The 24,139-nt window shown below is 63.5% G+C and carries 26 protein-coding genes; 13 read left to right on the forward strand and 13 right to left on the reverse strand.

Translation table 11 applies throughout. The features are described 5' to 3' along the window. Positions 1 to 114 precede the first annotated feature (114 nt). The 3 genes from C476_RS05885 to C476_RS05890 all read left to right on the forward strand — a co-directional run bounded on the left by C476_RS05885 (position 115) and on the right by C476_RS05890 (position 1,664). Positions 115 to 498: a DUF5611 family protein gene (locus C476_RS05885; protein ID WP_008010837.1), complete on the forward strand. Its 384-nt coding sequence runs from the start codon at positions 115 to 117 to the stop codon at positions 496 to 498. 448 nt (positions 499 to 946) lie between these two features. Further along, complete coding sequence (locus tag C476_RS18310; protein ID WP_152418181.1) at positions 947 to 1,336, forward strand: hypothetical protein; 390 nt, start codon at positions 947 to 949, stop codon at positions 1,334 to 1,336. A 139-nt stretch (positions 1,337 to 1,475) separates the two neighbouring features. Further along, positions 1,476 to 1,664 carry a hypothetical protein gene (locus C476_RS05890; protein WP_008010839.1) on the forward strand — a complete coding sequence of 63 codons (189 nt, stop codon included), beginning with the start codon at positions 1,476 to 1,478 and terminating at the stop codon, positions 1,662 to 1,664. Between the two features lie 45 nt (positions 1,665 to 1,709). Here the strand turns inward: C476_RS05890 and C476_RS05895 are convergent, their stop codons facing one another. From C476_RS05895 to C476_RS05915, 5 genes are all read right to left on the reverse strand, one after another. Continuing rightward, complete coding sequence (locus C476_RS05895) at positions 1,710 to 3,194, reverse strand: heme-binding protein (RefSeq protein WP_008010840.1); 1,485 nt, start codon at positions 3,192 to 3,194, stop codon at positions 1,710 to 1,712. 137 nt (positions 3,195 to 3,331) lie between these two features. Then, positions 3,332 to 5,173, reverse strand: a complete 1,842-nt coding sequence (locus C476_RS05900) for a site-2 protease family protein (protein WP_008010841.1) — start codon at positions 5,171 to 5,173, stop codon at positions 3,332 to 3,334. 170 nt (positions 5,174 to 5,343) lie between these two features. After that, positions 5,344 to 7,032 (reverse strand): lysine--tRNA ligase, encoded by a 1,689-nt coding sequence (gene lysS, locus C476_RS05905; RefSeq protein WP_008010842.1) that lies wholly within the window; start codon positions 7,030 to 7,032, stop codon positions 5,344 to 5,346. Continuing rightward, positions 7,029 to 7,754, reverse strand: a complete 726-nt coding sequence (gene pyrH, locus C476_RS05910) for a UMP kinase (RefSeq protein ID WP_008010843.1) — start codon at positions 7,752 to 7,754, stop codon at positions 7,029 to 7,031. Before pyrH ends, lysS begins: the two co-directional genes overlap by 4 nt. 115 nt (positions 7,755 to 7,869) lie before the next feature. Continuing rightward, positions 7,870 to 8,931, reverse strand: a complete 1,062-nt coding sequence (locus C476_RS05915) for a CapA family protein (RefSeq protein WP_008010845.1) — start codon at positions 8,929 to 8,931, stop codon at positions 7,870 to 7,872. Between the two features lie 105 nt (positions 8,932 to 9,036). Here C476_RS05915 and C476_RS05920 point away from each other — a divergent pair, with 105 nt between their 5' ends. From C476_RS05920 to C476_RS05930, 3 genes are all read left to right on the forward strand, one after another. Continuing rightward, entirely contained in the window at positions 9,037 to 9,894 is an 858-nt protein-coding gene (locus tag C476_RS05920) for a molybdopterin synthase (protein ID WP_008010847.1), read from the forward strand. 256 nt (positions 9,895 to 10,150) lie between these two features. After that, positions 10,151 to 10,393 carry a DUF7123 family protein gene (locus C476_RS05925; RefSeq protein WP_008010849.1) on the forward strand — a complete coding sequence of 81 codons (243 nt, stop codon included), beginning with the start codon at positions 10,151 to 10,153 and terminating at the stop codon, positions 10,391 to 10,393. A 324-nt stretch (positions 10,394 to 10,717) separates the two neighbouring features. Continuing rightward, positions 10,718 to 11,875: a site-2 protease family protein gene (locus C476_RS05930; RefSeq protein ID WP_008010851.1), complete on the forward strand. Its 1,158-nt coding sequence runs from the start codon at positions 10,718 to 10,720 to the stop codon at positions 11,873 to 11,875. 1 nt (position 11,876) lies between these two features. Here C476_RS05930 and thiL read toward each other — a convergent pair whose 3' ends face one another. Next, positions 11,877 to 12,773: a thiamine-phosphate kinase gene (gene thiL, locus C476_RS05935; RefSeq protein ID WP_008010853.1), complete on the reverse strand. Its 897-nt coding sequence runs from the start codon at positions 12,771 to 12,773 to the stop codon at positions 11,877 to 11,879. Positions 12,774 to 12,871: 98 nt separating this feature from the next. Between thiL and C476_RS05940 the strand changes: the two genes are divergently transcribed. From C476_RS05940 to C476_RS05960, 5 genes are all read left to right on the forward strand, one after another. Further along, entirely contained in the window at positions 12,872 to 13,327 is a 456-nt protein-coding gene (locus tag C476_RS05940) for a 30S ribosomal protein S19e (RefSeq protein WP_008010861.1), read from the forward strand. Between the two features lie 98 nt (positions 13,328 to 13,425). Next, positions 13,426 to 13,776: a DNA-binding protein gene (locus C476_RS05945; RefSeq protein ID WP_008010863.1), complete on the forward strand. Its 351-nt coding sequence runs from the start codon at positions 13,426 to 13,428 to the stop codon at positions 13,774 to 13,776. Continuing rightward, the gene (locus C476_RS05950) at positions 13,776 to 14,366 is read left to right on the forward strand and encodes a DUF7411 family protein (RefSeq protein ID WP_008010866.1); all 591 of its coding nucleotides are present in this window, start codon (positions 13,776 to 13,778) and stop codon (positions 14,364 to 14,366) included. The genes C476_RS05945 and C476_RS05950 overlap by 1 nt, the downstream gene beginning before the upstream one ends. A 59-nt stretch (positions 14,367 to 14,425) precedes the next feature. Further along, positions 14,426 to 15,724, forward strand: a complete 1,299-nt coding sequence (gene hisS, locus C476_RS05955) for a histidine--tRNA ligase (RefSeq protein WP_008010868.1) — start codon at positions 14,426 to 14,428, stop codon at positions 15,722 to 15,724. A 112-nt stretch (positions 15,725 to 15,836) separates the two neighbouring features. After that, positions 15,837 to 17,042, forward strand: coding sequence for an MFS transporter (locus tag C476_RS05960; RefSeq protein WP_008010870.1), 1,206 nt, complete (start codon positions 15,837 to 15,839; stop codon positions 17,040 to 17,042). Positions 17,043 to 17,078: 36 nt separating this feature from the next. Here C476_RS05960 and C476_RS05965 read toward each other — a convergent pair whose 3' ends face one another. The 4 genes from C476_RS05965 to C476_RS05980 form a co-directional block, all read right to left on the reverse strand. Continuing rightward, positions 17,079 to 17,453 (reverse strand): VOC family protein, encoded by a 375-nt coding sequence (locus tag C476_RS05965; protein ID WP_008010871.1) that lies wholly within the window; start codon positions 17,451 to 17,453, stop codon positions 17,079 to 17,081. 47 nt (positions 17,454 to 17,500) lie between these two features. After that, on the reverse strand, positions 17,501 to 18,163 hold the full coding sequence (locus C476_RS05970; protein WP_008010872.1) for a helix-turn-helix domain-containing protein: 663 nt from the start codon (positions 18,161 to 18,163) through the stop codon (positions 17,501 to 17,503). 139 nt (positions 18,164 to 18,302) lie between these two features. Further along, the gene (locus C476_RS05975) at positions 18,303 to 18,653 is read right to left on the reverse strand and encodes a cell division protein SepF (RefSeq protein ID WP_008010873.1); all 351 of its coding nucleotides are present in this window, start codon (positions 18,651 to 18,653) and stop codon (positions 18,303 to 18,305) included. 107 nt (positions 18,654 to 18,760) lie between these two features. After that, positions 18,761 to 19,240 (reverse strand): RNA-binding protein, encoded by a 480-nt coding sequence (locus C476_RS05980; RefSeq protein WP_008010874.1) that lies wholly within the window; start codon positions 19,238 to 19,240, stop codon positions 18,761 to 18,763. A gap of 203 nt (positions 19,241 to 19,443) precedes the next feature. Here C476_RS05980 and C476_RS05985 point away from each other — a divergent pair, with 203 nt between their 5' ends. Together C476_RS05985 and C476_RS05990 are read left to right on the forward strand one after the other, a co-directional pair. Further along, the gene (locus tag C476_RS05985) at positions 19,444 to 19,740 is read left to right on the forward strand and encodes a DUF7562 family protein (protein WP_049911621.1); all 297 of its coding nucleotides are present in this window, start codon (positions 19,444 to 19,446) and stop codon (positions 19,738 to 19,740) included. Between the two features lie 84 nt (positions 19,741 to 19,824). Beyond that, positions 19,825 to 21,123 carry an RNB domain-containing ribonuclease gene (locus C476_RS05990; protein ID WP_008010878.1) on the forward strand — a complete coding sequence of 433 codons (1,299 nt, stop codon included), beginning with the start codon at positions 19,825 to 19,827 and terminating at the stop codon, positions 21,121 to 21,123. 8 nt (positions 21,124 to 21,131) lie between these two features. Here C476_RS05990 and C476_RS05995 read toward each other — a convergent pair whose 3' ends face one another. From C476_RS05995 to rtcA, 3 genes are all read right to left on the reverse strand, one after another. Beyond that, positions 21,132 to 21,680, reverse strand: coding sequence for a GNAT family N-acetyltransferase (locus tag C476_RS05995; RefSeq protein WP_008010879.1), 549 nt, complete (start codon positions 21,678 to 21,680; stop codon positions 21,132 to 21,134). 133 nt (positions 21,681 to 21,813) lie between these two features. Beyond that, a complete protein-coding gene (kdgK1, locus tag C476_RS06000) occupies positions 21,814 to 22,767 on the reverse strand; it encodes a bifunctional 2-dehydro-3-deoxygluconokinase/2-dehydro-3-deoxygalactonokinase (RefSeq protein ID WP_008010881.1) in 954 nt (317 codons plus the stop codon). 181 nt (positions 22,768 to 22,948) lie between these two features. Further along, positions 22,949 to 24,025 carry an RNA 3'-terminal phosphate cyclase gene (gene rtcA, locus C476_RS06005; RefSeq protein ID WP_008010882.1) on the reverse strand — a complete coding sequence of 359 codons (1,077 nt, stop codon included), beginning with the start codon at positions 24,023 to 24,025 and terminating at the stop codon, positions 22,949 to 22,951. Positions 24,026 to 24,139: the final 114 nt, after the last annotated feature.

Genomic DNA, 24,139 nt, shown 5'->3' on the forward strand with positions numbered 1-24,139 from the left:
GTCGAATCCGTACCTTCGTAGCCTGACGAGCGCGTTCAGTAGCGGTGACCGATCAGGAGACCGAAACGTCGGCTATGAAAAGAGGTAAACGCTCCGCCGTGTTTCTCCCAACCCATGAAGGAGTACAAGATGCGCCGCGGTGAATATCTCGAGGAGCGAATTCCGGATCTGGAGTCGACCGTCGAGGACTACTTCGGTCCGATCACGGGCACTCAGGAGTACAAGGGCAGCGAGCTCTTTTGCATCGAGGAGCCTGACAACCCCGTCTTCGAGAAGATCGTCGTCGGTGCCGTCGAATACTCCGGCAAGAAGGACAAACTCGGCGTCGAGTTCCACGAACGCGACCCCACCGAACTCGACCCCGATGAACTCGAGGCCGCCGCGGATGCCGTCGACGCCAAAAACGACTTCTTGCTCGAGGCGACCGGCCGTGACGCCAAGTCCCGCCGTGACTCGATGAAACGGACAGTCGAAGACGACCCGGATCACGACTTCTAACAACCTTTTACGCTGCGGTTTGTCGCGAGCGAGGCGCTACGCGCTCGCTCGCGACGTCCCTCGGTAAAATCTCGAGAGAGCGAAGCTCTCTCGGACCTCGCGGGAGCTTCGCTCCCGCTTAGGGTTGATCAATAACATTCCTCCCTCCCCGTTGGGTCGGTCGTCGGCCCGCTCGTTCGCTTCGCTCACTCGCGGTCGGTATCTGGTATCTGCCTGCCCTTCCCCGAGTCGGACGGCTCTCGCGTTGCTCGAGCCATCCTTCCGGCCACAGTCCGCTGTATTCGGTGTGGCCCCAATTACCTTCGTAACGGTGAGGCTGTCAGATAACGGTTTACATGCGCCAGTGTTCGGGACTTCCGACTCGGTCACGACAGGGAATGCATGTACCAGTTACTGGAAGTCGTACCGCAGCCTAAAGCATTTAACTATGCCGTGTGTGAATAAAAATATGAAAAGACGTTCGGTTCTTGCTGCGATAGGGACTTCCCTTACAGTTTTCTCTGCGGGCTGTTCAAGTAGGATATCCAGTGACCGGGATCGGAACTACGAGTTTGGACTATATAATGGCTCACAGGACCCTCATTCGTTCAGAATTCGAATTGGAAATGACGTGGAGGGGTATTTCCAAGAAGAGACATTTGAGATGGAAGGCGAGACAGCCAACGAAAACGTTCCAGTAGAGGACACACCATCCCGTATCTATCTCAAAATAGATTCAGCCGATGAACGAAGGTTTCCATGGCCAGCTTCAACCGGTGAGTTAGGGAAAATTGCATTAAAAGCAGACGTTTGGTATGAGCCGACACTTCAACAAGATATTTTGATTCAAGAGGGGTAAAGCATTCACCCTTACCTGATACGTAAACAGAGACACTGACCAGTTGATTCGTTCTTCTCTGTCTGAAACCAATCTCTTGTGCAGAGTTGTATGAGCCCGCTTCGTAACGGCTTTTATCGCTGCGTCGAACCCTCGAGTCATGGACCCACAGGCGTTTGTCGTTGCAACGCTCGTCGCCCACGTCGGGCTCGCGATGTTCGTGACCGGCCACGCGCGCCTGACAGAGACCGAGGCCGGTAAGTGGCCGTTCGTGGCGCTTACGTTCGGGTTAGCCGGGGTTGCCGCGTACTTTTTCTACGACGAGTCGTCGGACGCTGGCAGAATCTAAGATCGAGTCTCGGCCTCGAGTCAGCCAGAAAAAAGCGCCCAGTTCTTAGGCGAGGAAGACGTGTCGCGGCCGATCAACGAGGATGTCGCGACCGAACTCGACGGTCTCTGAGAAGGCGTCGCTGCGGAAGAACTCCATGGCGTCCTCGCGGGAGTCCCAGCGGCTGGCGATGAACATATCGTTTTCGTCCTCGCGATTGACGAGCAGGTCGGTCTTTCGGTGGCCGTCCATGTCCGCGAGCATGTCGGCGGCGTCATCGAACACGCTGGTGAAGTCGCTGCGATGCTCCGGCTTGACCGTGTAGAACATGCCCATCGTATCCCACGAGTCGTCCTCATCGTCGCCCGCCTGCCGGACGATATCAGGGAGATCCGCAAGGAAGCCGGCGGCCGTGTTCGCGGCGCGATCGGTCTCCCAGAGGCTGACGACTGCGGTCTCCGCGCCGTCGTCTCGAGGCTCGTAGACAGCCGTCTTTACGTGCGTGTCGTAGTGGTCGAAGTTCTGGCGCAGCCCGTCGACTTCTTCGAAGAGCTCGTTGGCGTCGGCCTCGGAGTAGAGCACGACCGCGTGGATGTCCTCGCCGTGTGGCTGGCCCGCATAGACACCCTGCTCCTCGAGTTCGCTGCGGACGTCCTCGTCGTCGCCGTGTGGGCCGCCGGAGCCGCCATGGTGGCCGCTCGACTCGCCGCCGTGGTGGCCCTCGGTATCGCCGCTCGCATGGGGGTGGCCGCCGTGTGCATCGTCTTCCTGTGGCACCGGCTCGCCCGCGAGATAGGCATCCAGATCGGTGGGATCCATCCGGCGGGCCGAGAAGAACTGTCCGAACTCGGCAAAGCGGGAACTCGAGGGGTCGAATCGCATCTCGTAGAGCAGTTCCTTGACGTCGGTGGGGTCGTCGCCAAAGAGGGTGATGCCCCACTCGAAGTCGTCGAAGCCGATGCTGCCGGCGATGATCTGGGTGACACGACCGGCGTAGTCCTTGCCGATTTCGCCGTGATTCGAGAGGTAGTCCGCGCGCTCGTCGAAGGGGAGCTCGTACCAGTTGTGGTCGGGCCCGCGGCGCTTGTCCATCGGGTAGAAACAGAGGAAGTCGCTGTCCGGCAGCGCTGGCTTGAGCCGGGACTCGATGTAGTTTGCGATCCCGGTATCGGCGGTTTCGCCCTCCTCGAAGTAGTCCTGAGACATATACCCGGAGACTTCTGTCACCGAGACGTAGGAGTCGGCCCGCTCGGTGAACTCGGCGAGGGCGGTGTGTTCGAACCGGCGCTCGAGCGTGTCGATGTCGGCGAGCGTCGGCCGCAGGTGCAAGACGAGCAGGTCGGCCTTGTGGCCGAGCACTGCGAACGTCGCCGACTCGCCCTCGTCGGCGTCGTCGACGCGCTCACAGGACGTGAGGTATTCCATTCCCTCGTCGATCGCCCGTTCGCGCCGTCGCTCGGGCGCGTCTCGCCAAGCGTCCCAGTCGACCGACCGGAAGTCGTGGAGAACGTACCAGCCTTCTTCGGTCTGTGGTGGTTGCCGTCGTTCCATAGACGCGGGTTAGGACGGCGACGCTAAGAAGGGCCGGGTTTCTCCCCAATATCGTGTGATGATACTCCTGTCTGTGAGCGGTTGCGTACACGGTGCGTTAGAAGCTGTTTCGTCGGCTGACCGGGCCAGCTCCGGGTTCAGCCCGCGAGCAGTTGCGGCCCGAACAGCAACATGAGGAAGCTGACGAGCATCGTCACGCCGATCGTGGTCGTCACAACGCGGACCATGCCACGGGTGGCGTTGATCGGGAGCCGCGAGACGATCGCTTCAGTGCTCGTTCGGAGGATGTGCCCGCCGTCGAGCGGGAACGCCGGGATGCAGTTGAAAAAGCCGAGCTGGACGTTGATCCAGCCGGTCCAGAACAACAGGTTCGCCAGCAGGAAGATGCCCCCGTCGCCGAACGCGCCGAGTGCCCCCTGGACCTCGTAGAAGTTCTGAATCCCGCCAGTGAAGCCGGCGAAGTTGAACGGAAGCACGCCGCTGACGCCGATCACCGGCAACAGCAGTGCCACCCCGATCTTGCCGAGGAAGGTGTCTGCAACCGGGCCGAACCGCGTCTCGCTGTCGCCACCGAGCAGGCCGAGATACTCGCCTGCGGGGTAGAGCTGGACGCCGATGTCGCTCATCGAGATGCCGGACGTTCCCGGCTGGGGCTGAATGCCGAGGAAGCCGCTGTCGGTGCGCGGATGCTCGTCGAGGGTGACGGTGTAGGTCTCACGCTCATCGCCGAAATAGCCCTCGACGGTGACCTCCTGGCCCGGCTCGGTGTCCTCGAGCAGCCCGGCGAGAGCTCCATAGTCGTGTACCCGTTCGCCGTCGAAGTGGGTGATGACGAACGTCTCGTCGGTCGATCCGGCCTGGGACGCGAGTGGCTCGCCTTCGACGATCGAAACCGCAGCGCCGATCGTCACCTCGCGCTCGACCCGGTCCCCATCGTTTTCGGGCTCGATCGTCAGATTGACGCGCTCGTTGTCACCGACGGTGTCGGTGAAGCCGCGTTCAGTCGCGACCGATTGCCCGTCGACCGCGCGGATCTTGTCGCCAGCAGACAGCTCTGTCGGAGTGTCGTCAGTCGCTGCGGTCACGAGCAGTGCACGATCGACCGGGACCGTCTCCTCGCCGTTGAGCTCGACACGCACCTGTTCGCCGTCGGTGGCCTCGAGCTGGTTCGCGAGGTCGCCGTTGCCCTCGACTGCGGTGTCGTTGATCGACGTGATGCGGTCGTTGGGTTCGATTCCCGCGTCGGCGGCGGGGGAACTATCCGCGACGCCGCCGACGGCAGCGCCGGGTGCGACGGCGATCGAGCCGGCGACGGGGCCAAAGAGGAGCGCGAAAGCAAGGAGCGTGATCGCGAAGTTGTTCGTGACGCCGGCGGCGAACATCCGCGTCTGGCCGCCACGGGAGGCCGCCTTGCTGCTCTCTTGATCGGGTTCGACGAACGCGCCGACGGGGAGGACGGCGAGCATTGCAACACCCATGGAGTCGATGTCGATGTCCTCGACGCGACAGAGCAGCCCGTGGCCACCCTCGTGGACGACGAGTCCGACGAGCAGCCCGAAGACGATGCCCGGTGTGGCCGCAAGCGGCAGGAAGTCGTTGACGCCGGGGATGACGAGGACGTTGCGTGGCTGTCGAACCGCCGAGGACGACACCTGTGGCGACGAGAGCGTAACCATCGCCGCGCGGATGAGAAACACGAACATGCTCACCATCACGACGATCGCGATGCCGACGCCGAGGTTCGACCACGCGCGCCAGAACCGCTTGGGCTGTGCGAGCCGGTCGAGCAGGGCACGGCCGCGTTTAGTGTGGAACGTGAGAATCGGCCCCTGTGTACCGATGTAGTCGGGCAGATAGCCGCCGTTTCGTAGGCTGAGGACTGCGACCCAGTAGAGGAGGAGGCCGACAAGAACCCACGTCAGCACCTCTGATCCGTAGATCTCGGGGGGTGAGACGACAGCGGGGAAACCGTGATCCATTGGTAGTGAGTCGGGCCGGCAGTCTCAAATGGCTTTTGTCTATCTCTCTCTCGGAACCGGGACTGGTCGATACCTCGAATCACGTCTTGAGTGCAGACGACTGCCCGTTGGGCCGGCTGCTGTGAGTCAGTCGGCCGGCGCTAATTGTTGGTTTGTCGTCCGGAACCGGCTTAGCGTTCGCGCCGGAGCCGGTCGACGACGAACTCCTGATCGACTTTCGCGAGGAAGGGACCGAGTTTCGGGCCCTGGTCTTCGTCGAAGAACAGCCGGTAGCCAGCCCCGAAGAAGTCGCCGACATCGACGTCGTTGCGCTTCGCGGCTTCGTAAATCTCGCCCTGAATCTCGTCGGGCTCGTGGCCCTCCTCGATGAAGTCGGCCAGTTCTGCGAGCGCGGCTTCGGTGTCCGCATCGAAGTCGTGGGCCGGAATCTCGCTGCGCTTGAGCTCGTAATCGAACTCGTTGCCGGTTCGGCGCGCCCAGTTGCGGGCCCGCTCGACCCGCTTTAGGGCCCCCTCGACGGCCCACTCGGGTGCGCCGTCGGGGATGTGACCCTCGCGGCGAGCGATCTCCTCGCGCAGGTCAGGATCGTCGGTCATCCCGAGCACCGCGGCGAAGGTGTACGGCAGTCGAATGCGCGCTTCGCGTGGCTCCTCGACCACGAAGGGATAGACACGCTCGGCGAAGGCCTGCTCGTCCTCGTCGGCGTCGATCTCGCCGAAGTAGCTCGCCTCGAGCCGGTCGAACTCGTCGACCAGCTGATCGAGCCGTTCGATGCTGAAGTCCCGGGCCTTCGAGGGGTCTTTCGCGAAGAAATAGCGCAGCACTTCGGGCTCTAAGAGTTCGAGCACGTCAGAGACGAGGATGACGTTCCCCGCAGAGGAGGAGAAGGGCTCGCCCTCGAGGGTGAACCACTCGTAGACCATCGGCACCGGCGGCTCGATCTCGAGGACGTTCCGGGCGACGTCTTGGCCGCTTGGCCAGGAGCCTTCGGCGTGGTCCTTCCCGAAGGGTTCGAAATCGACGCCGAGCAGTTGCCACTGGGCGGGCCACTCGAAGCGCCAAGGCAACTTGCCCTCGCGCAGCGTCGCCGTCCCCTCGTGGCCACAGCCGTCGATCGTCTGATCGCCGGCGTCCATGTCGGTACAGCGGTAGTCGACGGTTCCGGCGTCGGCGTCGACGCTCGTGACCGTCTCGGTGATCTTGCCACACTCCTCGCAGATCGGGTTGAAGGGAACGTAGTCCTCGTCGACTTTGTCCTGGTACTGCGAGAGGACCTCGCGGGCGCGATCCTGATGCTCGAGGACGAAGCGGGTGACGTCCTCGAGGTCACCGGACTCGTAGAGTTCGGTGTTCGAGACCAGCTCGATCGGCACGTTGACAGCGTCGGCGCTGTTCTGGATAATGGTCGAGAAGTGGTCGCCATAGGAGTCACAGCAGCCGAAGGGGTCCGGAATGTCGGTGTAGGGTGCGCCCAGGTTCCGGCCGAGTGCGCCGGCGTCGACCTCGCCGAGATCGACGAGGTTCCCCTCTAAGTCACAGAGGGTCCGGGGCAGCCCCCGGAGTGGGTCGCGGTCGTCGGCAGTGAAGACCTGCCGGACCTCGTAGCCGCGGTCGCGAAGGACTTCAGCGACGTAGTAGCCGCGCATGATCTCGTTGACGTTGCCAAGGTGGGGAACGCCCGAGGGCGAGATGCCGCCCTTGATCACGATCGGCTCCTCGGGATTTCGCTCCTCGACACGATCAGCAACGGTGTCGGCCCAGAAGGCATGCCGCGTCTCGCTGGCTTCCTCACGCTGGAGCGTGTAGGGGCTGATCGCCTCCGACTCCGGCGTGTCGTCCGTGTCGCCGTCGGCGCTCATTGGTCGTCGCTCGCCCAGTAGGTCGGTTCCGCGCCGGCGCTGTCGGGAAGGATGTCGGTGCCGCCGTGTTCTCCGTGGCGAACGGCGCGTGCGATCCGGTCGGGATCGGTGCCGTCGAGGACGATCGTCCGCATCCCCGAGCGCTCGATGATCTTTGCCGCCAGCAGGTCGACGGGCGCGGAGGCTCCGGCGTTCATCTCGAGGCCGGCGATAACGTCGACCAGTTCCGTCGCGGAGAGTTCGTCGTACTTGATCGCGTCGTCGTCCTCGTTCGGGTCGGTGCTGTAGACGCCGGGGACGCTTGTCGCGTAGACGAGCAGGTCGGCGTCGATGTACTCCGCCAGTGCGGCCCCGACGGCGTCGGTGGTCTGGGCCGGTGCGACGCCGCCCATGACGCAGATATCGTCTCTGCGGAGTGCTTCGCTTGCCTCCTCGTAATCCAGTGCGGGCGCGGTCACGGACTCCTCGCTCAGTGCAGCGATGAGCAGCCGGGCGTTGAGTCGAGTGACGTCGATCCCGAGTTGGTCGAGTTCGATCTCGTTGGCCCCGAGGTTCCGTGCAGCAGAGATGTATTCGCGAGCGACACCGCCACCCCCGATGACGGCACCGATTCGACAGCCCTCGTCGATGAGGTCTTCGATGACGGCCGCGTGCTCGGCTACCCGGTCCGCGCCGGGTTCGGGCACGAGGACGCTTCCGCCGATAGAGACGACCACTTTCATACTACCCCGGTGTAGCGGAGTTGCTATCTTAAGGGTTGCCAACTGCCCGGACGGCATGGTGACACACCCCTCGAGCCGCGAATCGGTATCGACCCTTCCCGTCGATTCGAGCCAGCTACGCCTCGAGCGAGAGGACGAGCGCATCACCGTCCCGGTCGAACGCGGTCCCGAACGGTGCTGAGAGGGTCCGCATCCGTTTACGGGACCACTCGGCCGCCTCCGAACTCGCCTCGCCCACCGCACAGTCGTCGATCTCGGTCGGGTGCAATCGGAGCTCGAGCGGGTCGCCGTCGGCGGTCACCGAGAGGACGAACAGAAAGCTTCGGTCGTTTCGCAACTCGGGGTCGACCCGGTAATCGTCGACGAAATCCCCGGCGTCGTAGATGATCGGACACCCCTCGTGAACCTCGATCGCCTGGAAGACGTGGGCGCTGTGGCCGTGCACGATGTCGACGCCTTCTTCGACCAGCCAGCGGCCGAACTCGCGGAACGAGTCGGGCGGCGTCGTGACCATGTTCGGCCCCCAGTGCAGCGAGGCGACGAGCAAGTTCGGACTCGTCTCGCGTGCGCGCTCGAGGGCCTCGCGAACGCGTCGGTGCGTCTCCGCGTCGTCGACAACGTCGTCGGACTGTGTCCGACTGCTCGAGTCGCGTCGCGACTCGCTAATCTCGATCCAGGCCGTTCCCGGCGAATCCTCGCCGGCGGCGTACTCTGGCGTGTTGTCGGTCAGTCCGATCACTGCGATCTCGAGGTCGTCGCTGTCTGCATTCGAGTCCTCGAGCGTCCGAACTGCGGGCTCGAGCGCCTCGTCGATCGTCTCGCCAGCACCTGTGTGAGCGATGTCGGCCTCGTCGAGCGCGTCCAGAGTATCCCGCAGCGCCACTTCCTCGTAGTCGAGAATGTGGTTGTTCGCCAGCGTACAGACGTCGACCCCGGCGTGCTCGAGTGCGGGAATCGCCCAGTCGGGGTCGGCCCGGAAGTGAAACGGTCGGTAGGTACGTTGCCACTGCTGGCCGCGCGTCGAGAGACAACACTCGAGGTTGATCACCAGCCCGTCGAGATTGTGCAGGCGCTCGAGGACTGGTCCCCACACTGCGTCGACGGAGCGACGGCGCTGGCGGTCGTTGACGACTCGCCCGAGCATGACGTCACCGGTAAAGCCGATCCGAAGGACCATGGCCGCATCTACGGGTGCTGTGTGCAAAGATTTCACACCCGCGATCAACTGCCGGTTCTCGCGACCGGCGATAGCTACAAACCCTGAGCCGACCATGTCTCGGACATGTACGTACTCGGTGTCCGGAAGGCGGGAGCCGACCACGATACGCTCGAGGCGGTCGTCGATCGGATCGTCGATCGGCTCTCCGAACGCGGGCGCGTCGGCGTCGTCAGATACGATGCGACGATCGCCGATGGAACCCATGCACGCGAATCGCTCACGTTCGACGAGGGCATCACCACGGTCGGTGGCGACGTAACCTACGACCTCGGCGTCGACGGCGACTGGACTGCCTCGGGAACGGGGATGTCTGTCGGTGACGCACTCGATAGCCTCGCGACTGACTGTGACTATGCAGTCGTCATTGGCGTGCCGACGCTGCAGTATCCCTCGGTCGTTGTCGGATCGTCCAGCGCTGCCGACGAAATCGACGACAAGACGATTGCGACCGTCGACGGGCCCGGCGACCTCCCACTCGAGGACCTCGTGACGGTCCTCGAGTCGGCCGAGCCCCACGAGACCCTCGAGTCGCTGGTGACACGTCTCAAACGATCGCCGCGGGCCGACCGTGCCGGTGCGATCGCGACGTTCACCGGACGGGTCCGCGCGAAAGACAGCGCCGATGACGCGCGCACACAGTATCTCGAGTTCGAGAAGTACGACGGCGTCGCCGACGAGCGGATGGCAGCCCTCGAAACCGACCTCGAGGCGCGAGACGGCGTCTTCGACGTCGAACTCTATCATCGGACGGGGATCGTCGAAGACGGCGACGACATCGTCTTCGTGGTAGTGCTGGCAGGCCACCGAGAAGAGGCATTCCGGACCGTCGAAGACGGGATCAATCGTCTGAAAGACGAAGTGCCGCTGTTCAAAAAGGAGGTCACCGTCGAAGACGAGTTCTGGGTCCACGAACGATCCTGACTGTTATATTCGTTTGTCGAGATGGTTGAAATATCGAAACAGTATCGACAGAGGACATTGTCTACCTCGTGATCGTAACAACCGAGATAATATATTAGCAGCTGTTTTAAAACGTCTCGAGCGCTCTCATCCGTTTATTAATCGTTTTTTATCGAGGGCTGAAACACTGCTTACCCCCCAGATAACTGAACACAATCGAAACGTCGCGAATCATCCTTCCTTTATAACAGGTATCGGCCACAAGGAGTGACTGTCGATGAGTACGACTGCCCACCCCTCCACGGAAAGCAAGGAAAGCCGCCTGAAACGCTATCTGCGCGAACGTGCCGAAGACGACGGCGAGCTGTACTTCAAAGGTAAGTTCATCGCAGACGACGTCGGAATGTCGCCCAAAGAGATCGGCGCGCTGATGGCTAAGCTCTCCGGCTCCGTTTCCGACCTCGAGATCGAGAAGTGGTCGTACACGAGCGCGACGACGTGGCGCGTCGCACCCGCCTAACACGCATTTGACTGATTTGACTGGCGAGATCGGATCGCTCGACTGACCGTCCCCGCTCGTTCTCCATTTCCCTCGGTGTGAGCGATACATGAGTATCGTGGCCGTGTTCGTCGTGGTCACGGGCTGTGACCGCTTGGGACCTCGTCTGGTGCCGACTGATCGCATGCTTCATACGGTCTGCTATCCCGATGTCCTGGTGGGACCGCACTGCGGTCGCGGCCGGCCGGCACTGACTGACAGCAGACGTATCAAATCCGCTTCAGGGAAACGGAGACCCCTGCCGACGGCAGTCGATTTATACCCGACGAGAATGAACCACGTATGATGGACGACGTCGACCGGCCCGGATTCGACACGGCAGGGCGAGGAACGTACTCGCCCGAGGATGGGCCGCCGATCGACCGAATCGAGTCCGTATTTGCAGTCTACGAGGTTCGCCGCGAGGACGGCCAGGTCGTCTACTACGGTGATCCACTGGCCCACCCCGAGCGGGTGATGCAGGAACTCTGGCCGGCCTTTCGTGAGCGCGGGTACGACGCCACGCTCGAGCGTCGCCACGGCGAGTACGCGCTCGTCGCCGAGCCGACGACCCTTGGCGTCGACGGGATTCCGTGGACGAACATCGTGTTGCTCCTGTTAACGGTGTGTTCGACGCTGTTTGCGGGCTCGTTCTGGTACCAGCTCGATCCGGTCGCTGACCCGACTGTGATCTGGCAGGCCTGGCCGTTTACCGCAGCTATTCTGGGCGTGCTTGGCATCCACGAGATGGGTCATTACGTCATGAGCCGCTATCATCAGGTCGACGCCTCGCTGCCGTATTTCATCCCGGTCCCGACGCTGATCGGGACGATGGGAGCAGTCATCACGCTGAAAGGCCGGATGCCCGACCGGAAGGCGCTGTTTGACATCGGCGTTGCTGGGCCGCTGGCCGGACTCATCGCGACGGTCGTCGTGACGGTGATCGGCCTGCATCTGCCGCCGGTGACCGTCCCCGAAGCGGTCGTCCAGGATCCCAATGCGATCCGGATCGAACTCGGCTATCCACCCTTGCTCGAGTTACTCGCGGCGGGGTTTGACCAGCCGCTGTACCGGAACGATCCGGCGACCGGGGTGAATCCGGTCGTCATCGGCGCGTGGGTCGGGATGTTCGTCACCTTCCTCAACCTAATTCCGGTGGGCCAACTCGACGGCGGTCACATCCTCCGGGCGATGGCTGGCGAGTTCCAGGAGACGATTGCGGCGCTGGTGCCAGGCGTGTTGTTCGCACTCGCCGCGTACCTCTTCTACGTCGACGGCTACAGCGTGAACACGGTGTTCGTCTGGATTCTCTGGGGGCTATTGACGGCGTTTCTCGCCTCGAAGGGGCCGGCCACGCCGGTCCAGGACGAGCGACTCGGTCGGGGGCGATTCGTCCTCGGGACCGTCACGTTCGGCCTCGGATTGCTCTGTTTCATGCCGGTGCCGGTCATGATCATCGGCTAACTCAGCCGTGCGTGTAGCCGCGATCCGCGAGCGGTTCGCCATCCATGGTGAGGCCGTCGTCGGCTGCGCGGACCGAGCCGATCACCGACAGCGAGACGTCAGTCGCCGCTCGGACCGCTGGCAGCGCATCTTCAGGGAGCGTCGCGACGAGTTCGAAGTCCTCACCGAAGGTCGTCGCGAGCTCGAGCGCCTCGTCATCATCGTCCGTGACGTCGTCCACGGCGTCGTCGATCGGGAGCCGATCGGCCTCGATCGCGAATCCACAGTCGCTGGCTTCGGCGAGCTGGTGGAGCGAGCGAGCGAGCCCGTCGCTCGAGTCCATCATCGCGGTCGCGTGGGGAGCAAGCGCCCGCCCGGCCGCGATCCGTGGCGGAAACCGAAACAGGTCGTTCGCCTGCTCGAGGAGGGCATCGTCGTCATCGGTCGCGCGTTCGAAGAACTCGAGTGCAGCCGCGCTCCGGCCGAGCGTGCCGGTCACGCAGACGACGTCGCCGGGCTGTGCGCCGCGTCTGCGAACGGGGTCGTCGGTTCGGCCGATCACGGTCGTCGCGACGGTGAACTCGTCGTGGCCGTCTAAGTCGCCGCCGACGTACTCAGTCCCGACCAGTTCACAGACGTCACTCGCGCCGCGAACGAACGCGAGCAGTTCGTCAGGGTCGAACTCGGGGGCGGCGTAGGCAGCGACCGCGGCAGTCGGCTTGGCACCCATCGCGGCGACATCCGACAGAGACGCGCCGACAGCGCGCCAGCCGGCCGTGTAGCGTGTCGTTCCGTCCGGAAAGTCCGTCCGCTCGTGGAGCATATCCGTCGTGACGACCAGCCCGTCGACGACGGCGGCATCGTCCCCGGCAGCCTCGAGTTCCCCATCGAGCAGCGCCAGAGCGGCTCGTTCGTCCATACCTCCCGTTTCGACTCGAGCGCGAAAAACGGTCCGGGCCGACGCGGCGCTGCCGAGATACGATGCTCTTAAATGCCGCCGACGGGAACCACACGCCAATGGCTACGATGTACGACGTTCCGGCGGACGACCTCATCGAGGCGCTCGCCGACGATCTCGCGGATCGACTCGAGGAACCGGACTGGGCTAAATTCGCCAAGACCGGCGTCGACAATGAACTCCCACCCGAACAGGAGGACTTCTGGGCAACCCGCGCCGCAAGCCTCCTGCGCAAGGTCGCCGACCGCGGCCCCGTCGGCGTCGAACGACTCTCGACGGAGTACGGCGGCGCGAAAGACGGCTCCAACCGCTATCAGGTCGCCCCCGACAAACGCGCCGATGGCTCGAAGAACCTGATTCGGACCATCCTCCAGCAGCTCGAAGAGGAAGGCCTCGTCGAGACCGCCGAAGGTGAGGGCCGTCGTGTTACGGCCGACGGACAGAGCCTGCTCGACGACACCGCCGGTGCAGTCCTCGAATCCCTCGACCGTCCGGAACTCGAGCGCTACGCGTAATTCCTGGGATCGTTTTCGTGCCGGTTTTACCGCCGAGAGCTATCGCTCTCCTGCGTCCGTAATCATTTTCCCGCCTGCGAAACAATTGAATCACAGCTATGAGTGGCTCACCCGACGACGAACGACTCGAGGAGCTCCGGCAGAAAAAAATGGAGCAGCTTCAGGACCGCGCCGAGGGCGGTCAGGGAGACGAGGCCCAAGAAGCGGCCCAGCAACAGGCTGAAGCCCAGAAGAACGCGCTATTGCGTCAGTATCTAACTGACGACGCCCGCAAGCGGCTCAACACGGTCAAGATGAGCAAACCCCAGTTCGGCGAGCAAGTCGAACGACAGGTCGTCAGCCTCGCCCGCAGCGGTCGCATTCAGGGGAAAATCGACGACGACAAAATGAAACAGCTCCTCAAAGAGCTGCAACCCGACTCCAAGAGCTTCGACATCCAGCGCCGGTAATGGAGCTCGGATTGCTCTACAGCGGTGGCAAGGACTCGACGCTCGCGGCGCTCTTGCTCGAGGAGTTCTACGATGTGACGCTCGTGACCGCACATTTCGGTATCAGCGACGACTGGAAACACGCCCACGAGACGGCCGAGACGGTCGGCTTCCCGTTCGACCGACTCGAGTGTGACCCCGACGTCGCCCACGAGGCCGTCGATCTGATCCGCGAGGACGGCTTTCCCCGCAACGGCATTCAACTGGTCCATGAACACGCCCTCGAGCGACTCGCGGCCCGCGAGTTCGACGCGATCGCTGACGGCACCCGCCGCGACGACCGCGTCCCGACGGTCTCGCGGGCCCAGGCCCAGAGCTTAGAGGACCGTCACGATATCGACTACATCGCGCCGCTGTCAGGGTTCGGCCGGTCCGCCGTCGATCGGTTGGTCGAAACACGACTGGACGTGACCGCCGGCCCCAGCGAGGAGATCGACAGGGCCGATTACGAGGCCGAACTCCGGGCACTCATCGCCGCCAAAGAGGGGCCGGAAGCGATCGCGGAGTACTTCCCCGATCACGATCAGACGTCCGTGACGAACGTTCGGTGACGGTCCCCAGCCGTCGCCGAACGAAAGAATAGAAGGTCGTCGTCGCCCAACGAGTGGTCATGTACGACCGGATCAAGGGATTTCGTGACTTCTATCCCGGCGAGATGTCGTCACGGCGGGCGACGACCGACGTGTTAGAGGAGACGGCCCGCGAATACGGCTTCCGCGAGATCGGGACCCCGGCGTTAGAACGCGCCGAAATGTGGACGGACAAAAGCGGCGACGAGATCGTCGACGAACTCTACTCCTTCGAGGACCAGAGCGGCCGCCACGTCACGCTGACGCCGGAACTGACGCCAACAGTCGCCCGGATGGTCGTCGCGAAACAACAGGAACTGTCAAAGCCGATCAAGTGGTTCTCGACGCGACCGTTCTGGCGCTACGAGCAGGTCCAGCAGGGCCGCTACCGGGAGTTCTACCAGACCAACGTCGATATCTTTGGCTCCTCGGAACCCGAAGCCGACGCCGAGATCCTCGCGTGGGCTGCCGACGCGATGATCGGCCTCGGCCTGACCGGCGAGCACTTCGAGTTCCGTATCTCCCACCGCGACATCCTCGGGGGCGTCCTCGAGAGCTATGACGCCGATATCGACACCGAGGCGGCGATCCGCGCGGTCGATAAGTCCGACAAGATCTCCCAGGTCGAGTACCACGACCTGTTGATCGATGCCGGGCTCTCGGCCGACCAGGCCGCCGAGTTCGCCGACCTCATCGCCGAGGGCGACCTCGAGGCGGTCGAAGCCGTCGCCGACACCGAGCGCGTAACCGCTGCTGTCGAAAACCTCCAGAACGTCCTCGACGCTGCCGAAGACTTCGGCGCACGCGAGTACTGTACGATCTCGCTCGAGACGGCCCGCGGGCTGGACTACTATACGGGCGTCGTCTTCGAGTGTTTCGACTCCGCTGGCGAGGTCTCTCGATCGATCTTCGGCGGCGGCCGCTACGACGACCTGATCGAGAGCTTCGGCGGCCAGCCGACGCCCGCGGTCGGCGTCGCACCCGGCCACGCGACGCTGTCGCTGTTGCTCCAGCGGGCCGGCGTCTGGCCCGAGGAGGAAGTGACGACCGACTACTACGTCCTCCAGATCGGCGATACCCGATCGGAAGCGGCCCGGATCGTTCGCGATCTCCGCGAGCGCGGCCACGTCGTCGAGACCGACGTCGCCGGCCGTTCCTTCGGTGCGCAACTGAACTACGCCGATTCGATCAACGCCGAGACCGTCGTCATCGCCGGCGAACAGGACCTCGCGAACGACGAGGTGACGATCAAGGACATGGAATCCGGCGACCAGATGCAGGTCCCCGTCGACGCGTTCCCGGGTGACCTCGAGCGACCGACGCTCGCGGACTTCGAGTAAGCGTTTCGGAGTGGTCGTCAGTAACCGCGCGTGACACTCGAGCATTGTCGCCGCCGGCAGGCCCTCGAGAGCAGTACGCTTTTTGAACCCGTTTGCCAAGCATTACCGGCTGATGGACCGATCGGACTGGCAGACAGTGGTACTCGTTACGACGTGGCAGATCGCCGCGAGTATCTGTTATTACACCGTGTTCGCTGCGACGCCGTTTTTCCGGGACGCGTTTGGGCTCACCCGGTTTTCGGTTGGACTCGTCGTCACCACGCTCACCCTCGGCTACGCCGTCTTCCTGATTCCACTCGGCGCGCTGACGGACCGGTTTGGCGAACGCGTGACGCTGACACTCGGTCTCTTCGGGCTCGCAGCGGGGGCGGTACTGGTCGCTGGTGCGCCGACGTACACGCTGTTGCTTGCAGCAGTGTTCGTTCTGGGATCGATGTACGGAACCGCGATGCCCGGCACGAACAAGGCGGTCTTCGACACCGTCGACCCGAACCATCAGAACCTCGCGATGGGCATCAAGCAAGTCGGCGTCACCGGCGGCAGCGGCAGTAGCGCGCTCCTGATTACCGGCCTCGCTGGTGTCCTATTCTGGCAGGCCGGGTTTCTCGTCGCCGCTGGTGTCGGTTCCGTCGTCGCCATCGGCTTCTACCTGACATACTCGAGCGATAGCAGGGACAGTGCAAACGGCTATCCCGACTTTCGGGCGCTGCTTTCGAACCGGTCGTACGTCGCGTTGACGGCTGCCGGCTTCTTTCTCGGCGCAGCACTGTTTACCACCACCGGGTACACGGTCCTGTACGTCGAGGAATCGATCGGGGCATCCGTCACCTTCGGCGGCGTCGTCCTCGCGCTCGTCCAGGTGTTCGGCAGCGTTGGCCGCGTGCTGACCGGCTGGCTGAGCGACGTGCTGCCCGGCGAGCCACGCGTCAGGATCGGACTGGTGCTCATCGTCCAGTCGCTCGGCAGTGCGGCCATGTTCGTCGTGGTCGCGGCGACGACGGCCGAACGCGGTGCCGCGATCGCGTTTTCCGCCCTCGGCTTTTTCGTCCTCGGATACACCGGCGTCTACTACTCCGTCATGGCGACGCTCGTCCGGGCCGACGAGATGGGCGGTGCGACCGCGGGCGGCCAGCTTGCGCTCACGAGTGGGGCGCTCGTCGCGCCGCCCGCGTTCGGCTCACTCGCCGACACCGTCGGGTATCGAACTGGCTGGCTGTTCCTAGCCGCCGTCGTGACGACCGCAGCCGTACTCCTCGTCTATGTCGTCCGGACGCCGCCGCCGGTCGCGGCCCCCGCTGCGGTCGACACGTCCGAGTAGCCGCCCTCGAGCGTCACCGACCGCCAGCAGGCCGTCTTACTCGAGTTCTTCGACGAGTTCGACGACGTAGCCGTCGGGATCCTCGACGAACGCGACGCGGAGGCCGAGGTCGTCCATCGTCGTCGGTGGTCGCTGAATCGGTGGATCGACGCGCTCGACCAGTCGTTCGACGATTTCGTCAGTGCTTTCGACGCCGACGGCGACGTGTGCCATCGTCCCCGAATCGATGTCGGGACTGCCCTCGGGGTCGTACTTGAACTGAAACTCCGCGTTGTCGCCGCCGATGTAGACGTTTTCGACGCCGTCGTCGCCGGTGAACGACCAGTTCTCAGTCAGACCGAGTGCGTCGACGTAGAACTCACGCGTCCGTTCGATGTCCGAGACCAACAGCGCAGTGTGAATGACGTCCATATCGTGACCAAACGGTCGCCGGTCAAATCGTTACTGGCGTGTCGCCGTTACTGCTGGGGCCGCTCTGCCTCGAGAAGGGCGTCCATGAGCTTCGTCTGGGCCGCCGCGAGGTGTTCGGTAAACGTCGACCGTGCAACGCCGAGTTCTTCGGCGACGTCGGTCGCGTTCGCGCCCTTGGGATATTCGAAATAGCCCATCTCGTGGGCGGTCTCGACGATCTCCCGCTGACGAGTCGTAAGTTGATTTCGATCGACGACGACCGGATCGGCGGTGACGTCCTCGTGATCCTGCGAGAGTTCTTCGACGATGATCCCATCGAAGGACGCGCGCAACTGCTCGACGATTTCGGTGATCGTGTCGAGCTCGAGCGTCCGAAAGGACAGGTACAATGCACCGTTCTGAGCACGGACGGACGAAACTGGCGTTCCCGTCTGCTCGATTATTTCACACGCACAGTTAGTATTGCTGTCACGCTCGAATCGATAGATCGCTTCGCGATCGTTGGCGTGGACTGGCGTCACTTCGACGCCATGATCGCCGGCAATCGATGCGTCCGCCGCGACGCCGAACTCCTCGACGATCATCCCATTGGCCGTTGGCTGTGACGATCGGGAGACGCCATCGATCTGTTCGCCGGCACACGCCGAGACATCGGCGAGCGGACAGTCCACTGGCTCGTTGACCACGACCGTTGCACGAAAGCCCGTCATATCGGCTCGAACGGATTCACATAGCATAATCAGCACAGGCAATTCCCGCCGGATGAAAATTCAGCGTCCCGTCCGACAGGACAGCATTGCCGTTGTCCGATCGGGTGTGAACCCGCTTGATCGGCAGTCTCGGCGGCGACTACAGTTTTTCGCGACTGATTCGGATATCGGTCGGCGTGATGATCATCTGGTCGTCACCTTTCCGGACGATGTCGCCGTCGACCTCCTGGGCGACCTGTCGGAGTTCGTCGACGATGTGTTCGACGGTGCTGTCTTCGGTTCGCAAGCGAGTGATATCCGCGATAACGATGTCGCCGTCGTAGACGGCGTCTTTGATATCGATCGCATCGGCTTGCCCAGCGACTTCCGCGATGCGTACCTGCATCATCGCCTCGGCTGAACTCGCAGAGACATCTTCAAGATTCAGTTCGGCGTAGTCCTCGACAGTTCGCGACTGGTTCCCACCGAGAATTTTGCTCATCAATCCCATAGGCGAGAGAGTCCGTCGCTGTGTCCATAGTTCTTACGTCAGACGTGACCGTTCACGTGTCGTGAACGAATCACTGGGGACGTAGGCGTTCGATGGCGACCGTCCGATTACCCAGTGAACTCGTAGAGTTCGTCGCCGACGTGGTGCAGCGAGTCGACGACTTTCCCCTCATCGCCGACCATGTCCCTCCCCTCGACGCGAGCGCGGCCGACCGCGAGTACTTTCCCGTGGGACTCCTCGGCGATGACGACTAGGTCGCCCGCCGAGATGTCCGCCGTCGCGTCCGTGATCCCGGGCCGCATCACGTCTGCGCCGTCGCTGACGAACGAAACGGCCCCCGCGTCGACGGTGACCAGCCGCTTGTCGGGCTCGTAGGCATTGGCTCCACGAACCGTCGGGAACGGTTCCTCGTCGAAGTATGCGACTCGCGGTTCGCCGTCGATCAGGACGACCTCCCAGTCGGTGTCCTCGAACTCGACGAGTTCGTAGGTGTCTCCCTCGGGCGAGACGCCGAGGTGTTCCTCGAGCGCGGTCTCGAGTTCCGAGACGGCGTCGCTACGGAGGTGGTGTCGTGATTTAACCTGCATACCCGTGCTACCGCCCGTACGCATTTAATAGATAAGATTCGCGTCCTGTGTCGGCGTCCGAGCCCCCTGCCAGCAGTGACGAGCCAGACCAGCGTTGGTCCACCAGCCAGCGACACCGTTCGCGGTCGCTCACCCGGCCTGACCGTCACGGCGACCGTGATGTGTGCCAATCGCTAAGTACTCTCATGGTGTTAGCCCTGCGTATGTGGCCCTCTCGGAACCGGGTGGGAACGGTCACGTGCGTCGCCTGTGGTACCGAGCGACCGCGCGATGAGGCCCGCGAGTACGACAAGCACGGCGATCGCTGGGATCGCGAGGATAAGACGTTCGAGTATCTCTGTAAGTCCTGTCACCGCGAGCTGTGTCACCATCCTCGCACTGAACTCGAGGCACTGTTGGTCGAGCTCGACGCGGACACGCAGAGCCAGGAGGCGTTTCTCGCGCGTTATCTCGCGGCTGTCGAAGAGCGATACGGCACGCTCGAGGAACACGAACGGTAGCACCGCGCTCGTCCTCTCGTGGGGGGTCGAACGCCTGGCCCGCGTCCCGACACGACTTTCACCCTCACGTCCGTAGCCGTCGCCATGAGTGACGACGCACAGGCCGAGGCCGGCACGGTCGACGGCCAAGGCCCCGTGGAGGTCTCGGAGGACCTCGCGCGCCATCTCGAGAACAAGCGCGAGGAATTGTTCGAGAAGTTCGAGATCCCCTACGAGTTCCCGCCGGAAGTCTTAGAGGAGGCCAAAGCCCGGACTGAGGGTGTAACACAGGAGATCAGCGACGAGATCGACGAGCGCAAAGACCTGCGTGAGCTGACGACGTGGACAACCGACCCGATCGACGCCCAGGACTTCGACGACGCGCTCTCGATCGAGGAACGTGACGACGAGTACGTCCTCTGGGTCCACATCGCCGACGTAACCCACTACGTCACCCCCGAGACGGCGATGTGGGACGAAGCCGTCGAGCGCAGCAACACGGTCTATCTGCCCGGCCATACGGTCCATATGCTGCCGCCGGTGCTCGCCGAGACGGTCTGTTCACTGGTGCCAAACGAGGAGCGACTGGCCCACACCGTCGAGATGCACTTAGACAAGGAGAACCTGACCTACGAGACCATCGATATCTACAAATCGGTCATCGAGTCCGACGAGCGCCTCACCTACGCGCAGGCGGAAAACCGCCTCGACGACCCCGACGCACCGCTCCACGAGGAGAACACGCTGGTCTACGACCTCGCCAACCGAATGCACGAACAGCGCAAGGAGGACGGCTCGCTCGTCCTCAATCCGAGCCGTGACCGCGCCCACACCATCATCGAAGAGTGCATGCTGAAGGCCAACAAGGCCGTCACGCACGAACTCATGTGGAACCGCGGTGTCTCGGCCATGTATCGGGTCCACCCCCAGCCAAGCCCCGACGAGTGGTCCGAAGCGCTCCAGGAGATTCAGGATCTCGATGGCGTCTCGATCCCCGGCAGTACCTGGGACGATCCCCGGAAAGCCGTCAACGCCACGCTCGAGGAGGCACCTGGCCGCCAGCTCGACAAGATCCAGTGGGCCGTAATGAAGGTGATGCCCCGGGCCCGCTACATGAACGATCCCTTTGGCGGCCATCACGCGCTGAACTTCGAGATCTACGGCCACTTCACGAGCCCCATCCGCCGGCTGTCGGACCTGATAAACCACTGGATCGTCTACAAGAACGACGTACCGGAGAACCTCGTCGAACTCTGCGATCGCGCAAGCGACAAGCAAAAAGACGCCGAACAGTGCGAACGCGAGTACAAGACCTTCCTCCAGGAGGTCGGCCTCGACCCGATGGCGGTCAACAACCGCGGCATCGAGGTCGTCGACGAGAGCGAAGCCGAGAAGACGCTGTAACGACCTGCTTACAACTCCTTCTCGTAGACGTGTTCCTCGAGCCCGGCCGCCAGCCCGGACGACCGCGTCTCGACGCGATCGAAGCCTCGCGATTCGGAAAAGAAGATACCGATCTCGTTATCTGTGAGGACGGGCACCCGAACGCGATCGAATCCAGGTGCGAGACTCGTCTCGAGGGTCTCGAGCAACGCCGTGCCGGTCCCGTCGTTCCAGACGGCGGGCCGAACGTACAGGCGGGCGAGAAACGCCACCGTCGTGTCTTCGGGCCAGGGAACGACGTGCGCGAAGCCGTCGAGCTCGAGAGCCGACCGGCAGTCGGTCTCCCCGTCGGCTGGGACGTCCGACGCCGTCTCAGCGACGAGAAACGCGGCGTCGTCGCGGCTTTGGGTGGTGGAGATTGCGGACTCGAGATCACCGATTGCATACCAGTCGTCGACGACGTCGTCGACTGTGTCGGAGCCGAGGGCGTCGTCGTAGACGGCATGCCAGCTCTCGCGTGCGATTTCGTGGACGGCCCAGATATCGTCGACCGTCGCCTGCCGGACGACTCGAGTCACGGGGGTGGCTATCACGGCAGCCGATAAAAAGCGGCGGGCAACTGCCACCGATCCCTTACCGTCGCAGTGTGCGAGAAATCGATCCGAGCGGGAGCCGATAGCTGCAAACGAGGTGGATCGTTTGGACGCCGGACTACCGAGAAATGCCCTCGCTGCTGTCCTTGACGACGGCGTCGACCTCGTCGGCGGTGACGAGGGCTGCGTCGCCGGGGATCGTCCGCTTGAGCGCGGCCGTCGCCGCGGCGTACTCGAGGGCGGTCGGGACGTCGTCGCCGTCGAGTCGGCGGGCGATGAACGCGCCGGTAAAGGCGTCGCCGGTGCCGATTGGATCGACGGTGTCGGTCTCGTAGGCCGCATGATCGTGGACGACGCTGTCGTGCCAGCCGACCGCACCCTCCTCGCCGCGGGTGACGACGACGGTCGTGAAGTCGTATTGGGAGCCGAGTTTGTGGGCGAGCTGGCGCGGGTCGCCTTCGAACCCGAGGACGGTGCGGGCGTCGCGGGCGGCGATCACGAGGATGTCGATCCCCGGAAACAGTTTCGTCAGCGTCTCTCTGGCCTCGTCGGGTGACCAGAGCTTGCGTCGATAGTTGAAATCGAAGGCGGTCGACGTGCCGCCCTTGCGGGCTGCTTTGAGCAGGTTCAGCGTCGTATCCCGGAGCGTCGTCGAGAGCGCGGGCGTGATTCCGGTCGTAAAGAAGACCGTGGCGTTCTGAATCAGGTCGATGTCGAACTCGCGTGCCTCTGCGGTCGAGATCGCGGTGTTTTCCCGGTCGTAGATCACGTTCGTCCCGCGTGGCTCGCCTGCGTGCTCGAGATAGTAGGTCCCTTGTCGTCCGCGGTGGCTCCAGACGACGTCCGTCTCGATGCCGTGGCCCTGGAGTTCGCCGACGACGCGGCGGCCAAGCGGCGTCTCGGGGACCTTCGACAGCCAGGTCGCCGACGCGCCCAGTCGACTCGCCGCGATGGCGACGTTGCTCTCTGCACCGCCGGCACGAACCTCGAGCTCGTCGGTGTTCTCGAGACGCTCGGAGCCCGGTGGCGACAGCCGGAGCATCGTCTCGCCGAACGTAACGATATCGCTCACGGAGCGACCACCCGGATCGCGAGGGCGCAAACGGCAGTCTGTCCGCCGGTCATAGTTCTGTCAACGGACGGCACCGATATAAGTTATGGCGGTCAGTCGACGAACGAACCACCGGATCGCCCGCTTGCGACCGGCTGCGGATTGGGTTCTAAAGCCGAAGACAGCTGTAGTCGGCCTCGAGCTACCGGTTCTCGGTCAGCGGCGACGGGACCGACACGACCGTCGTCTCGCCGTCAGTCTCACGGTCGATGTCGATCCCGACGTCTTCGAGCAGCGCACAGCCGGTCTCGACGTGATCGGTTACGGCCGGGATACGAACCCGTCCGCCGGCGACTGAGAGGACGACCAGCAACTGGTCGGCCATGTGGCGGTCGACAGGGGCGCTCCCCTCGAGAAATCGGATCGCGGCGTCGGCGGCGTCTTCGCCGACGCGTTCGGCTGGCGTGCCGCGCTCGCCGAGGGCCGAAAAGCCAGCGATGCCGGTCCCGTGATCGATCCGGAGCACCAGCGCAGAACCCGGACAGGCGCTTTCGGCAGTCGTCTCACAGCGTTCTTCGAGATCGAGTGTGGCGTCGTGAGCCAGCCGCTCGAGCGCCCCCGCAGCTTGGCGGTGTGCCACGTCGCGGTCAGCCAGCGATGCCGATTCGGTCGAATAGAGCCGCAGCCGCTCGATCGGGCCACGATCGACGAGTTCGACGCGCTCGAGCGTCGAGGGCGCGAGTTGCAGCGTCGCCCGGCCGCCGCCAGCGGGGTAGAACCCTCGGCGGTCGATCTCGCAGGCAGCCGCGAGGCCGAATCGGCGAAGCAGGGGCAGTTTCACGTACCGAAGGTAATCCAGCGGTGGCGACCACGCTACGTCCGTCCCCCCGGTCACGGTCACCGACAGCGGCGACTCGAGGATCGTCGCGAGCGGCAGGAGGGTATCGAACAGCAGCGTGGCGCTGCCCGCGGTTCCGATGTCGACCGTGTACTCGCCGCCTGCGAGTCGGCCGCGACCTGTTCGATCAGGAGCCGGCTCGAGCGCCGGCTTGAATTCGATCGTTTCCGCGCCGAGTTCGTCGCCCGACACGTCGGCGTCACACACGTCGGCGATCGTCTCGAGGGCCGCTAGGTGCTGATGTGCCAGGCCCGGATCCGGCCGATCGCCGCGGACGTTCTCGAGGCGAACCGGTTCGTTCTCGAGGACCGACAGCGCGAGCGCAGTCCGGAGAAACTGGCCACCGGCGCTCGCCCCGTCGAGGACGCGAGGGGAGGTCATAGGCGGTGCTACGGGCTCGAGAATCCTATACTGTTGGACACTGATAGTGACGACTCGGGTGTTTTAGGCGGTGTGTCGACAGCAGAAAGGAATCGTCACCAGCGCGTCGGTCTG

Origin of the sequence: Natrinema limicola JCM 13563 (genome assembly GCF_000337475.1) — an archaeon.
Classification (GTDB): Archaea; Halobacteriota; Halobacteria; order Halobacteriales; family Natrialbaceae; genus Natrinema; species Natrinema limicola.

Excerpts from the sequence above, each read along its gene's own strand:
- C476_RS05945 (WP_008010863.1), top strand. The coding sequence starts at position 13,426 with ATGAGTGGCTCACCCGACGACGAACGACTCGAGGAGCTCCGGCAGAAA.
- thiL (WP_008010853.1), bottom strand. The coding sequence starts at position 12,773 with ATGGACGAACGAGCCGCTCTGGCGCTGCTCGATGGGGAACTCGAGGCT.
- C476_RS05895 (WP_008010840.1), bottom strand. The coding sequence starts at position 3,194 with ATGGAACGACGGCAACCACCACAGACCGAAGAAGGCTGGTACGTTCTC.
- C476_RS05970 (WP_008010872.1), bottom strand. The coding sequence starts at position 18,163 with ATGACGGGCTTTCGTGCAACGGTCGTGGTCAACGAGCCAGTGGACTGT.
- lysS (WP_008010842.1), bottom strand. The coding sequence starts at position 7,032 with ATGAGCGCCGACGGCGACACGGACGACACGCCGGAGTCGGAGGCGATC.
- C476_RS05940 (WP_008010861.1), top strand. The coding sequence starts at position 12,872 with ATGGCTACGATGTACGACGTTCCGGCGGACGACCTCATCGAGGCGCTC.
- C476_RS05930 (WP_008010851.1), top strand. The coding sequence starts at position 10,718 with ATGGACGACGTCGACCGGCCCGGATTCGACACGGCAGGGCGAGGAACG.
- C476_RS05915 (WP_008010845.1), bottom strand. The coding sequence starts at position 8,931 with ATGGTCCTTCGGATCGGCTTTACCGGTGACGTCATGCTCGGGCGAGTC.
- pyrH (WP_008010843.1), bottom strand. The coding sequence starts at position 7,754 with ATGAAAGTGGTCGTCTCTATCGGCGGAAGCGTCCTCGTGCCCGAACCC.
- C476_RS05975 (WP_008010873.1), bottom strand. The coding sequence starts at position 18,653 with ATGGGATTGATGAGCAAAATTCTCGGTGGGAACCAGTCGCGAACTGTC.
- C476_RS05885 (WP_008010837.1), top strand. The coding sequence starts at position 115 with ATGAAGGAGTACAAGATGCGCCGCGGTGAATATCTCGAGGAGCGAATT.
- C476_RS05985 (WP_049911621.1), top strand. The coding sequence starts at position 19,444 with ATGTGGCCCTCTCGGAACCGGGTGGGAACGGTCACGTGCGTCGCCTGT.
- C476_RS05900 (WP_008010841.1), bottom strand. The coding sequence starts at position 5,173 with ATGGATCACGGTTTCCCCGCTGTCGTCTCACCCCCCGAGATCTACGGA.
- C476_RS05960 (WP_008010870.1), top strand. The coding sequence starts at position 15,837 with ATGGACCGATCGGACTGGCAGACAGTGGTACTCGTTACGACGTGGCAG.
- C476_RS05920 (WP_008010847.1), top strand. The coding sequence starts at position 9,037 with ATGTACGTACTCGGTGTCCGGAAGGCGGGAGCCGACCACGATACGCTC.
- hisS (WP_008010868.1), top strand. The coding sequence starts at position 14,426 with ATGTACGACCGGATCAAGGGATTTCGTGACTTCTATCCCGGCGAGATG.
- C476_RS05925 (WP_008010849.1), top strand. The coding sequence starts at position 10,151 with ATGAGTACGACTGCCCACCCCTCCACGGAAAGCAAGGAAAGCCGCCTG.
- C476_RS05890 (WP_008010839.1), top strand. The coding sequence starts at position 1,476 with ATGGACCCACAGGCGTTTGTCGTTGCAACGCTCGTCGCCCACGTCGGG.
- C476_RS18310 (WP_152418181.1), top strand. The coding sequence starts at position 947 with ATGAAAAGACGTTCGGTTCTTGCTGCGATAGGGACTTCCCTTACAGTT.
- rtcA (WP_008010882.1), bottom strand. The coding sequence starts at position 24,025 with ATGACCTCCCCTCGCGTCCTCGACGGGGCGAGCGCCGGTGGCCAGTTT.
- C476_RS05965 (WP_008010871.1), bottom strand. The coding sequence starts at position 17,453 with ATGGACGTCATTCACACTGCGCTGTTGGTCTCGGACATCGAACGGACG.
- C476_RS05990 (WP_008010878.1), top strand. The coding sequence starts at position 19,825 with ATGAGTGACGACGCACAGGCCGAGGCCGGCACGGTCGACGGCCAAGGC.
- C476_RS05950 (WP_008010866.1), top strand. The coding sequence starts at position 13,776 with ATGGAGCTCGGATTGCTCTACAGCGGTGGCAAGGACTCGACGCTCGCG.
- C476_RS05980 (WP_008010874.1), bottom strand. The coding sequence starts at position 19,240 with ATGCAGGTTAAATCACGACACCACCTCCGTAGCGACGCCGTCTCGGAA.